General features: G+C 61.2%; 9 protein-coding genes. 4 read left to right on the top strand and 5 right to left on the bottom strand.

The features are described from left to right. Nucleotides 1–14 precede the first annotated feature (14 nt). Both PLJ71_12145 and PLJ71_12140 read right to left on the bottom strand, forming a co-directional pair. Nucleotides 15–884, bottom strand: a complete 870-nt coding sequence (locus PLJ71_12145; GenBank protein HQM49429.1) for a gamma-glutamyl-gamma-aminobutyrate hydrolase family protein — start codon at nucleotides 882–884, stop codon at nucleotides 15–17. Nucleotides 885–906: 22 nt separating this feature from the next. Further along, nucleotides 907–1,668, bottom strand: coding sequence for an HAD family hydrolase (locus PLJ71_12140; protein ID HQM49428.1), 762 nt, complete (start codon nucleotides 1,666–1,668; stop codon nucleotides 907–909). Nucleotides 1,669–2,076: 408 nt separating this feature from the next. Between PLJ71_12140 and PLJ71_12135 the strand changes: the two genes are divergently transcribed. Next, nucleotides 2,077–3,396 carry an MFS transporter gene (locus tag PLJ71_12135; protein ID HQM49427.1) on the top strand — a complete coding sequence of 440 codons (1,320 nt, stop codon included), beginning with the start codon at nucleotides 2,077–2,079 and terminating at the stop codon, nucleotides 3,394–3,396. Nucleotides 3,397–3,453: 57 nt separating this feature from the next. Then, entirely contained in the window at nucleotides 3,454–4,848 is a 1,395-nt protein-coding gene (locus PLJ71_12130; GenBank protein ID HQM49426.1) for an aldehyde dehydrogenase family protein, read from the top strand. A gap of 24 nt (nucleotides 4,849–4,872) precedes the next feature. On the opposite strand, the gene PLJ71_12125 is transcribed toward PLJ71_12130, so the two are convergent. Beyond that, nucleotides 4,873–6,012 (bottom strand): iron-containing alcohol dehydrogenase, encoded by a 1,140-nt coding sequence (locus PLJ71_12125; protein ID HQM49425.1) that lies wholly within the window; start codon nucleotides 6,010–6,012, stop codon nucleotides 4,873–4,875. Nucleotides 6,013–6,906: 894 nt separating this feature from the next. On the opposite strand from PLJ71_12125, the gene PLJ71_12120 reads away from it, so the two are divergent. Further along, on the top strand, nucleotides 6,907–7,218 hold the full coding sequence (locus tag PLJ71_12120) for a twin-arginine translocation signal domain-containing protein (protein ID HQM49424.1): 312 nt from the start codon (nucleotides 6,907–6,909) through the stop codon (nucleotides 7,216–7,218). Between the two features lie 493 nt (nucleotides 7,219–7,711). On the opposite strand, the gene PLJ71_12115 is transcribed toward PLJ71_12120, so the two are convergent. Continuing rightward, nucleotides 7,712–9,088, bottom strand: coding sequence for a heparan-alpha-glucosaminide N-acetyltransferase domain-containing protein (locus tag PLJ71_12115; protein HQM49423.1), 1,377 nt, complete (start codon nucleotides 9,086–9,088; stop codon nucleotides 7,712–7,714). 157 nt (nucleotides 9,089–9,245) lie between these two features. After that, the gene (locus PLJ71_12110; GenBank protein ID HQM49422.1) at nucleotides 9,246–9,659 is read right to left on the bottom strand and encodes a GxxExxY protein; all 414 of its coding nucleotides are present in this window, start codon (nucleotides 9,657–9,659) and stop codon (nucleotides 9,246–9,248) included. Between the two features lie 282 nt (nucleotides 9,660–9,941). On the opposite strand from PLJ71_12110, the gene PLJ71_12105 reads away from it, so the two are divergent. Continuing rightward, nucleotides 9,942–11,960, top strand: coding sequence for a hypothetical protein (locus PLJ71_12105; protein ID HQM49421.1), 2,019 nt, complete (start codon nucleotides 9,942–9,944; stop codon nucleotides 11,958–11,960). Nucleotides 11,961–12,093: the final 133 nt, after the last annotated feature.

The raw sequence follows: 12,093 nt of genomic DNA, 5'->3' as shown, positions 1-12,093 counted from the left end.
AAAAGTGCCGCTGGTCATGTGTTGCGCCGCATGCCCACGCGGGGGAGCACCAGCTTATCGAGCCAGTTGATGAATTCGCACTGCCGGATGGAGTCGTCCAGGACGTGGTCGTCGATGCCGAGTTGCCAGCGGAGATCGGTCCGGGCCGGGTCGGCCGCGAGCGCCTCGATGCGGTCGACGTATTCCATGAGGTCGGTGTGGCCGCGGAACATGCCTTGCTTGACGAGACGCGGCTCGCGGGCGACGATGAGGCGTGCCATTTCGTGCAGGTCGTATTCGGGATGGTACTGGACGGCCCAGAACTCGCCGTTGAGGTATTTCACGGCAGCGGCCTGGACGGGGCTCCATTCGTTTCCGGCGAGGCAGACGGCGCAATCGGGGAGCCGAGTGATGTAGTCGTCGTGGCTGACGAAGTGTGAATATACCGGTGGCTTTCCTTCGAAAAAGGGGTGGCGCAGCCCCTCGGGGGTAAGGTGAATGTTGCGGGCGAGGCCCATTTCGCGGCCCTTGGGATGGGGTTCAACACTGCCACCCGCGACATAAACGGCGATCTGGATGCCCCAGCAGGTTCCGAAACCGGGGACGCCAGCGGCGTAGGCGCGGCGGACAAGGTCGAGCTGGCATGTGACCCGTTCGTTGTCGTGATAGCAGGTCAGGTTGCAGCCGGGCCACAGGATGGCGGCGTAGTTGGGGAGTTCGGCGTCGGTAGGGCCGCCTTTCGTATCGTCGCTCGATAACCAGACATCGTATTCGGCTTCGGGAAGGTACTTCAGCAGCATGTCGCGGTAGAGGATCCATGCTTGTTTCATGCCCACTTCGTCAAATTGGTCGCGGTATTCCTTTGCGTAGCCGTCCAGTATCAGGAAACGGGGTTTGTTGGCCATGGCGCACATCCTCACCTTGTGTTTAGCGTTCGAGGCTTTCGATAACGGTCGGCAAATCGGCAAAACTCCGGCACACGGCATCCGCCTTGGAACTTTCACTTCCCCGGTCCTTTGCGGCGGTCAGAAGCACGGCGCGGGCGCCCACGGCGTGAGGCCCGCCCACGTCGTTGTGCTCGCGATCGCCCACGTGCACAATGCCGGGGATCGAACAGCCGAGTTTTTCGGCGGCGGCCACGAATACCCCTGGTGCGGGTTTCGAACAGCCGGCTTCATCGGAGAACACAAACGCGCTGAAACAATCCAGAATTCCTATGCCCCGCAGGAGTTCACGAAGACACCGCGCGGGGCTCACGATGGCGTCCGACACGATCGCGAGCTTGTACTTTCCGGCGAGGGTCCGAATAGCCTCATGGACTCCCGGGACGGGGTCGGGCCGATATTCGAGCTCCATCTCTTCGTGACGGCGCACGAGTTCCGCGAAATCGTCGTTCGGAAGGGTTCGATTCAGGCCTTTCAGCATGACGCGGAGGCGTTCGCCGATGGTCCAGGTGAAGTGCTGATCGTGCCAGACCTTGTTGAACGCGGCGTCAGCCACGTTGTAGGCCAGATCGGTCATGGCGCGGTCGAGCGGTTCGTGCCTGTTCAAGAACTCGAAGAGCAGGTCGCGGCGCGCGCGAAATTTCGAGGGAAGCCCCGCCGCGGCGCGTTTCGGTTCGTCGGAATCATCGACGACAATGGTATCCCAGAAGTCGAAGGTGATGGCCTCGACAGGCCGCTTGGTCATCTCATGGTCCTTTCCCTTCGTGGAACCTTCCTAGAATGCAAGAACCTTACCATATTCCACAGGTGAGGACAAAAACCCCTGCGCAGCGCAGGGAGCCCGGGGCAGGCAGGGACTCGAACATGGCCCTCCACGGCGGTTTTGCGGGCGGGTTGGGAAGCCGGCTCCTCGTCGGGCGGCACGGGCAAGGTTGGGGCGTCTGGTCATTGTGCTATGTGCGCCTGAGACTGGCTTGGGGCGGATCGCGTGGTTCAATGGAATCGGAGGCGTTGCTCTGCTATTCTCAGCGGCACGAGGACAAGCGGGAGAACCCCGCGGTGGTCACCCGTATACTGGGGGACGTCGGGCTGGGGAGGAGGGGGGATTCTCCTGGCTGGCGTTTCCGTCCTTTCTGCGCGTAAAGGAGCGGTCATGACCGAGGGGATGAGTCAGGAACAACGCTGGTGGCGGTATCGGATTTTTCTCCTGACGTGGCTTGTGTACGCCGGGTTTTATCTGTGCAGGAAGAATCTGAGCGTTGTGATGCCCCTGCTCATGGACGATTTGGGCTACACGAAGCCGGAACTGGCCTGGATGATAACGGGCTACAGCGCGATCTACATGATCGGGCAGTTCGCCAACGGCCTGCTGTCGGACCGATTCGGCCCGCGGCTTATTCTGGGGATTGGCCTGCTGGTCTCGGTCACGACGAATGTGGCCATGGGGGTCGGGGCCAGTTCGCTCATATTCTTCGGGTTGTTGCACGTGGCGAACGGCTACGGGCAGTCCACGGGCTGGTCTGGCACGGTCAAGAACATGTCGGCGTGGTTCCAGCGCAAGGAGCGCGGGGTGGTGATGGCATGGTGGGCCACCTGCTACTCCGTGGGCGGGGTGATTGCGACGGCGTTTGCGACCTATGTGTCCACTCATGAGACTTTTCTGCCGGAGCTTGCCTGGCGAAGGGGGTTTTTCGCGCCCGCCGCGCTGCTGCTGGTCATTGCGCTCGCGTACATAGTCTTCACGCGCAACCGGCCGTCCGACGCGGGGTTTGAAGACTTCGCCGACGAAGCGCCCGTCACGACGGATATGGGGGAGACGGCGCGCACGGAAGATACCGTGGCGGTGTGGAAAGCGGTACTGTCCTCAGCGCCGCTCTGGATCACCGGCGCCATGTACTTCTTTCTTAAACTGACGCGCTATGCATTTCTCTACTGGCTGCCGACGTATCTTGTCGAGGGGCTCGCCTATCAGGTTCGCGACGCGGGGTACACATCAACGGCCTACGAGATTGCGGGGTTCTGCGGCGTCGTGACGGCGGGTTATGTGTCGGATAAGCTGATGCGCTCGCGGCGTTTCCCGGTGGCGTGCGTCATGCTGGCCCTGCTTGCGGTATCGTTCTTGCTGTATCCTCTGATGGGGAAGACGGGGCTGGTGGTGAACATTACCGGGATCTCGCTGATCGGATTCATGACCTACGGTCCGGACGCCCTGATGACGGGCGCGGGCGCGATGGACATTGGTTCCGAGAAAGCGGCGGGCATGGCGTCGGGATTCATCAACGGGATGGGCAGCGCGGGGCAGGTGTTGTCTCCGCTCATTGTGGCGTATACGGCGAACAGCAGTTTCGGTTGGAATGGACTGTTCCTGTTGTTTGCCGGGGCTTCCGTGATAGGTGCGGCGCTGATGGCGGTGATGTGGAATCACGGGGTGAGGAAAGAGACTGCGGCTGCCGGCGCGGACCGAGAGGGATGACTCCGAGAAGATAACCGGTTTGCGCTGAAAACAGGCGAATATCGCGAGGAAACAACCATGAGCAAGAAAGAACTGACCGTCACGAATCCGTACACGGAAGAAATTGCCTTCACGCTGCCGCTATTGCAGCCAAAAGAAGTGGACGGCGTGGTGAGGCGCGCGCGTCAAGCCTACTGCGGGTGGCGAGGCTCGTCGTTTGCCGAACGAAGGGCCTTGTGCGAAGCCTTTGTCAAGGCGTTCGAGAAGATGCGCGAGAAGGTCGCGTCTGACATCACAACGCAGATGGGGAAACCCCTCCAACAGGCCCGCAACGAGGTCGGCGGACTCATCGAGCGGGCCGCCTACATGACGTCGATCGCAGAAGAAACGTTGCGCGACGAATGGCTGCCGGACAAGCCCAAGTTCAAGCGGTATATACGTCATGAACCCCTGGGCGTGGTTTTCGACGTTGCGGCGTGGAATTACCCGCTGCTGATAGCGGTGAACGTAGTGGTGCCGGCCGTGCTCGCGGGCAATGCGGTGCTGATAAAGCATTCGAGCAAGACGCCGCTGTGCGCCCAGGCGTTCGAAGATGCCTTCAAGGAAGCGGGGGCCCCGGACGGGCTCGTGCAGGCCGTCGTGGCCGATCACGCGGTAACGGAGGCCATTATTCAGCACCCCGGCGTCGACCACGTGGGGTTCACGGGGTCCGTGAAGGGCGGCCATGAGGTCAACCGGAGCGCGGCCGGCCGGTTTATCGAAGTGGGGCTCGAACTGGGCGGAAAAGACCCCGCGTACGTGTGCGCGGACGCCCCCTTCGAATTCAGCGTGGACAACTGCGTGGACGGGGCGTTCTACAACGCAGGGCAGTCCTGCTGCGCGATCGAGCGTATCTACGTGGAACGGGCGATATACGACGACTTTGTGGAGGCCTATGCCGCGAAAACGCGCGAATACGTTCTGGGCGATCCCATGGATGCCAGAACGACCATTGGCCCGCTGGCTGCGCGCGCGGTGCCGGCGTTTCTCGACGGACAGGTGAAGGCCGCGGTAGCCGCAGGCGGCCGCCTGGTGGTCTCGCCCGAGGATTTCGAGAAGCCGTCCGGAGGCTGGTTCTACGCACCGGCGGTAGTAGCCGAGGCGCCCCAGGACTCGTCGCTGATCCAGGAGGAAAGCTTCGGAACCGTGATCGGCATTCTGCCGGTAAGCGGGGATGAAGAGGCGGTGCGTTTGATGAACGACAGCGCATACGGCCTTACGGCGTCGATCTGGACGACCGACGAGGCGCGCGCGATCCGGATCGGCGAACAGATCGAGACGGGCACGTTCTACATGAACCGGTGCGACTATCTGGATCCGGCGCTGCCGTGGTGCGGCGTGAAGGATACGGGCCGCGGCGCGACGCTGTCGCGGTACGGCCTGCTGGGTCTCACGCGCCTCAAGAGCATGCATCTGCGCGTGGAACTGCCCTGAGTTCGCTGGTTACCGACAAGGCGGCTACATCGCGGCGCGGAACAAGGCCTTGAAATCGTTGCGGCCGACGGGTCGCGGGTTAGACGTATGGCACCCGTCCTGCAGGGCGGTTTCGACCAGCGCGGGTATCTGCTCTTTCGACACGCCGGCGCCCGACAAGCCTTCCGGGAAATCGAGGTCTTTCAGCAGCCGTTGAATCCAGGTGATGAACGCTCCGGGGACAGCTTTTGTCCCGGCGGCGGAGGCCATCCTGGCCAGGCGCTCGGGCACGGCGGCTTTGTTGAACTTCATGGCAGGGACCATCATGAGGCCGTTGGCGAGGCCGTGGTGCATGTCGGTGACGGCCGACAGCGCGTGGGCGCAGGAGTGCACGACGCCCAGTCCTTTCTGGAAAGCCACGGCGCCCATGGTGGACGCGGCCATCATGTTGGCGCGGGCTTCGATGTTGCTCGGTTCGCGATAACAGGCCACCAGGTTGCCGGCGATGAGGCGGATGGCTTCGAGCGCGATGCCGTCGCACATGGGATGGAAGCCGGTCGACAGAAACGCCTCCACGTTGTGCGAGAGGGCGTCTATTCCGGTTGCGGCGGTGAGCGCGGGCGGCAGCTCCAGAGTCAGTTCCGGGTCTGCGAGGACGACCGACGGCAGGAGACGGGGCGAGAAGATGATGCGTTTGATGTGGGTCGCGTCGTCGGAGATGACGCTGCACCGACCAACTTCGCTTCCCGTGCCGGAGGTTGTCGGGATGGCGACTATCCAAGGCATTTCACGGTCCACGGGAAGGGCATCGGGTTTTCCGTCTTCGTAGTCGAAGACGTTGCCCGGATGGTGGGCCATCAGGGCGACGGCCTTGCCGACGTCGAGCGCGGCGCCGCCACCGACGAGCACGACGGCGTCCGCGCCGTGGGCCCGGCAGACCTCGGCGCCGGCGGCCACCTGCGAAGCGGCGGGATTTGCGGTCACCTCGGAAAAGGTGCCGGCGTCGAAACCGGCATTGGCCGCGTCCGTGACAAGTTCTGAGAAGAAGCCTAACGCGGCCACGCCCCTGTCGGAGATAAACAGGGGGCGCGACTTGCCCTCCGCGCGGAGGAGGCCGGTCAGTTTGCGCCGGGCGCCGGGTCCGAACAGAATGCACGTAGGGAAGTTGAATCTAACCACATCCATGGCTTGGTCACTCCTTGAGGTTTTCCGGGGGTCTGTCCACCGGCCCCCAGATTATCTCAAAGTGCCGTTTCAGTTCCCAGTCGGTTGTGGCCACCCGAAATTGGCGTCATTCCCAGAGCCGGATGCTCACGAAATGCTCGACAAACGCGCGCCCAGGCAGCTCGCGGGCGACCGCGGGCGCCGCCATGGGTTTCGTGGCCTCTCCGAGGCCGCGAGCAAGGGGCGCCGCGGCTTCCTGCCGGTACCCGTTGCGTGGGCGTTATGAAGTGTTTTCCTGTTTTCGCCTGCCGCTTTACTCGGCGGCCATGATGCCGCTTGAGAACGAAGGGGTGCAGTTTGACAGCAGACAGACACCTGACCCGAGGGATATCATCGAGCATCAGCTCTCTGATTTGAACCGCGCGGGGCAGTTCTGCGCCCGTTCATGAGCAGGCCTCCTTGCCGGGGTGGGAGTTGCGCTTCTTTTCACCAACAATTCTCACCCTCAGAGAGGCCCCCTTCAACCTATCGAAATATCCCCCAAAATTCAGGCACGGCAACCACGGCTCCCACACACAAGGCTATACCAAAAAGGGTTACACAAACAGGCAGGCTAATTCTGGGGGAACTTCTGGAAGCAGAATTCCCTTGACAGATTTGGGTCTGGGCGCTAACCTGAAAGATGCGGTAGAGGAGGTTCAGCTATACGCTGAGACGGGAGGCGAGGAGTCTTCCGGTGAGCCGTGAGGTGAGGGCCCGGTCTGTGGAGAGCAGCGGCAATTCACCGATCCTTAGCGATTGTCTTCCTCGAGGACGGGCCGTCAGGGAACTGACGAACCGACAGGGATGCTAAGGTCCCTCCGCCCTTTTTGAGCCGATTGTCACCGTGATTACGGTGTGGCGGAGAGTATTGTGATGGCTAAGTCGCGACTGACCCGGCGCGCGTTTCTCGTGACCGCTACAACGGTCGGCGCCGCCGCCATGAGCGGGTGTCCCCTTCCCCAACAAACGGCCGTTGTCTACCGGCGCTCGGGCAGGGGCCGTCACGTGTCCCAGGCTGCCAAGCTCCACAACGCCAACCGCCTCTATTCCAATGCCTTGGTCGCTGCGCTCGACAAGGCCCACCCCGGCGACACGTCAAAGGTCGTTGAGCTCACGATCAGCCGTCGCCGGTTCCGCGAGCTCTTCGGCAACGGCCGCACCATCGTCGACCTGCGCCACGTGTGAGTTGTCATTCCTGAGAATCCGTCCGCCGTATGCAAAGAACTTGGATCGTGCCACAAAGCATTCTGAAGTGGTCTGTCGAGCGCCGATTTCGGGGCGGGATTTGAGTCGCGGTCGTAAACGCCCGGGTTGGATAACTCGTTTCGTGGCTCCCAGTTCCATGACAGGACGCGGCTCGCTCTCAATCCACAGGTTGCGATGAGGGGCGGATCCGGCGGTTTGGCGGCAGTAGTAGGGGAGCACACCGCTGAAGCGATTGCGGCAAGCAATGCTTCCTTCGACGCGACAAGCCTCGTTGCCCAACTCGATGGGATTGTTGCCGAGTCCTCGGTTCTCTACCTGCAAATACTCGATGACGGGTTCTGCCCTCTCCAAATAAGGACTTTCCCGAGGACTGCGAGACACGGTAAGCGCTCCTTCAATGTCCGTACTCCGCACGGGGAAGACAGCCGCCGCATAGGGCGACTGCGGATAGCATAGGAATCGCGACGCGATTCTACCCCGTGATGCGGCGCATAAGGGCCTCGAGAGGCCCCAGTTTGAACCGTCTCGAGTAGACTACCGAGAACGTGACCGCGGCAGCAAAGAACCCGCAGGACATAAGGAACGAGGTCATCCGGCTTTGCTGCAGTACCCCCAACAGGAACATGGGACCCAAGACGAGCAGCGTGTGTGCGAGGTAGTGGGTGAGGGACATGCGGCCGGTGGCGGACAGTGCCCCGATGATGCGCGATCCCTGAAACCGGTCCGCCAATTCGAGGCACACGAGAATCACGGAAATAGCGGCCAGCTGGCGCGCCAACATGACTAACAGACTGGGCCGTGTTACGAGGAGCCGCAGTATTCCGTCTATGAAGGCCACCCCCGTGCCGGGGTCGCGGAAAAGGCGCAGGAAGCCGGGGAAACTCATTGCGAATTCGAGCAGCAATGTGATGGGGATGAAGATGAGAAGGTAGCGGCGCCGCCCTTCTTTGTCGAATATCGGCCTCCGTGCGAGCCACATGCCGACCAAGGCATAGGCGGTCCAGGGGAAGACCGGATGGTAGCCGTTCAGAAAGGTGTTGCGAATGAAGCCGCGGGGCGTCAAATACCCATTGTACCATATATGCCCGTTTTCCCATCCGATCCTGGCGTCGAAGGCCTGATTGATGATGTAAGCCACGATCATCACCGCCGCGGCGCCGGCCAGGGGCGTCCATGAGGGTCTGAAGAGGAACAAGGCACAAAGGGCCATGTAGAAACCATAGAAATGAAGAATGTCGCCTGGCCAGATCTGGTAGTTGAAGACGCCCAAGAAGACGATAAACACCCCTCGCTTGATTATGCGCGACGTGCTGTCCCGCCTGAGCGCCGAATCGCCCGATTCCAGGGCCTTATGCGCGAGGAGCACGAGGCCCGCGCCCATGATCGTCACAAAGGCCGGCGCCGCCCGGCCCTCGATATGCGAGAAGAACCAGACCAGCCAGCCGGGTCTGTCTCCATGGGCCTCCATGGCGTTCTTGTAGTTCTCGATGATCATCAGGAAGATAGCGAGGGAGCGAGCCATGTCGATGCCGAGGATGCGATGGCCTTTTCTTGGGGCATCATCAAGACCGGAATGCATCACCGTGGGCGCCGCCAGTCGGACAAGGTCCTCCTTCATGGCGATGGCGCGCTCGTCGCCGAACAGTGCAATCAGAGCGCCGCAAACCTGGCTGGTCTCATCCAGCCTTTCGAGACGTCTGAGGCATTGCGCCCGCATCCACATGATCTCCCGGGTGTTGGGAAGCGCCTGCTCGAGGGTGTCCAGAAGTGCCAGAGCCTCGACACATTTCCCTTGATTGTACAAGTCCGACGCGGAACGTAAGCGCTTCGTGAGTTCGGCTTGGTCCATCGTCAAGCTCCGCCTCCTCTGCTTGCCCGAGGCTTCTTGTATGGACTCGTTCGCGGCCACCACAGGGAAGTTGTCCGCCATTATGTAGACACAAGCTGGCGAGTTCAAGACGTGGGCCCGACACGCAAATCGCGGATAACACAACAATTGGGGAAACTCACACGGAGACACAAAGGACGCGGGAGAAATGGTGCCTGCACCGAAGCGGAATCTGCTCAACATCCCCGTTCATGATGCGGGGAATGCCGTCCCTCATCAAAGCCGCGCCAAAGTTCAGTAGATAGCCGAGTCTGATATCCGTCAACAGCAGATAGGTCAACACCTGCTTGTGGTGCGCCTTTGAGACCTTCTCCACGGATTTGAGTTCCACAAGAACGGTATCCTCCACGATGAGCTCCGCACGAAACCCTTCGTCGAATTGGAGCCCGCGGAGCTCGATGGGGATGGGAACTTGGCGTGCCACGCGCAGACCCCGGGCCTCCAAATCGCGTGCAAGCACCGCTTCGTACACTGTTTCCAACGGCCGGGGACCCGTCTCACGATGAAGCGCCACCGCGCAATCCAAAATGATGCTTCCTCTCTCATTCTGTTTCGGAGGATTCGATCTTCGTGTTCCCTGTGTCTCCGTGTGAGTTCGTTTTTGTCGTTATGGAGATAATAAGATCTCTCCAGCAAGGGCTTTCCTATCCGGTGATTGGGGCCGACACGCATAGTTCTTGCCCGGCAACAGGGACGAGTCTTAGGCAACCAGGCTGAAAAAGCGGCCTTGACAAGCTTGGAAAGTGAGTCCACAATCGCCAACAGTCTATCTCTGTTAACCGCGGCCGAGTCCGTACAGGAAACCCCGGATTAGATGACCCTGCGTAAGACGTTGCTCCAGTCCTGTTTCATGAAACCGCTGGTCCGACCGGCGCTGCTGTTCGCGTGCATCCTCTTCCCGCTAACCGTCCCCGCAGTTGCGGACGACTCTGCGCTACACGATTTTCAGGCCCGCCGCCAGGCATTCCTGGAGCTCTGCCTCCAAGACAACGGCCACGGCCCCTACGGCGAATTGGCGCGGCTGGCAGCGGGCGGAAATCTTCAGGAAGACGCCGTCCTCAGCGCACTCGAATCTATCGATGAGCGCCACGACTGCTCCGACTTCAAGCTCCACGGCATTCTCCGCCTGCTCTATCAGTTCGGAAACGACCCGCGCGTCAGCGAGGACGTGATCGAGAAATGCAAAACCACGGTCCTTCACTTCAAGTACTGGCCCGATGAACCCGGCATCGATTCCATGTGCACCTGGTCCGAAAACCATCACATCCTTTTCGCGTCCGCGGGCTACCTCGCGGGCCAGTTGTACCGCGATGAGGAATTCACCAACTCCGGACGCACCGGCCGCGAAATGATGGCCGTAAACAAACCGCGCATTTTGCGCTGGCTGGACCTGCGGTTCCGCACCGGCTTCAGCGAATGGTTATCCAACGTCTATTACGACGAAGACCTCGCCGCGCTGTTCGACCTCGCCGACTTCTGCCACGATCAGGACATCGCCCAGCGCGCGCGCATGGTCATCGATCTGGTCTTCGCGGACATCGCCTTCAACTCCTATCGCGGTGTGTTTGGGAGCACCCACGGGCGCACCTACGAGGCCGAGAAAAAATGGGCCGCGGACGAAAACACCTCCTGCGTCAGCTATCTCGCGATGGGCGCCGGCGTCCTCTCCGGCGCCAACATGAGCGCAACGTGCCTCGCGCTGAGCACCTCGTACCGCGTGCCGCGCGTCCTCGAAGATATCGCCAACGACACGCAGCACCCCGAATACCTCAACCGGCAGCGCATCGGCATCCGTGTGCGCGACGGACGCACGTGGGGAATCGGCTACGACAGTTTTGAAGACGGCATGGTCTGGCTCAGCCTCGAAGCCTACACCTGTCCAAGAACCATCAACCTCACCGCCCGTATGCTTGATTCCTTCCACTGGTGGCAGAACGACTTCTTCGAACCTTTCCAGCGCCGCCGCCGATTCTTCGAGAACGCGCGCCGTCTGCACGCGCTGCCGCTCGTCGCGCACGTCTTCCGCCACGACCTGCAACGCAATACCCGCGAGCAAGTCGATATCTACACCTATCGCACGCCCAACTACATGCTCAGCACGGCCCAGGATTACCGCAAAGGTTACGGCGGTGATCAGCAACACATCTGGCAAGCCACGCTCGGACCCGATGCCGTGTGTTTCACCACCCACCCCGCCCGCGATCGTCAACGCAGCGAGACGCCAAACTACTGGGCCGGCTCCAGCACCCTGCCCCGCGCCGCCCAACTCAAGAACGTCTCCATCGTCGTCTACAATATCGCAGAAGGCCACGCTCTCTACATGCCCAACGATTTCGACTTCACGCACGCGTGGGTGCCCAAAGACAAATTCGACGAGGTCATCGAGCGCGACGGCTGGCTTTTCGCGCGCAAAGGCGACGGCTACCTCGCGTTCCGCTCGCAACACCCCTATACCTGGCAGGACAAACCCGGCATAGACGAGAACCGCGAAATCATCGTACAGGGCAGGAAAAACTTCTATATTTGCGAACTCGGCCGCAGGGCCACCGACGGTTCGTTCAAGGCGTTCAGGGACCACATCGCCGCTGCCAGGGTTTCATACCGGGGTCTGAACGTAACCTACGACTCCCCGTCCCAAGGCCACCTGGAATTCGGTTGGCGCGGCCCCCTCAAACAAAACGGCAAGACGGTACCTCTCCACGAGTCTATGCGCTACGACAACGCTTACGGGCAAGTCCAATTCCCCGCGGAAACCGTCGAGTTCCGCCTCGGCGACAACTGGCTGAGAATGAATTGGAACACCGCTACCCGCCAAGCCAGCAGCTTTGAATAATCCCTGTCCCTGCCGAGAATCCATCCCGTATGGCGAAGAAACTCAACCGATGCGCAAAACCTTGTGAGACAGGCCGTCGCGGGGCGGCTGCAGGTTTGATTTTCGACCGTGACTCCACGTTTTCGCGCGCGAG

The sequence above is a fragment of the Candidatus Hydrogenedentota bacterium genome (assembly GCA_035416745.1).
In the GTDB taxonomy this organism is placed as follows: domain Bacteria; phylum Hydrogenedentota; class Hydrogenedentia; order Hydrogenedentales; family SLHB01; genus UBA2224.
This window is presented reverse-complemented; position numbering and strand designations above follow the sequence as displayed.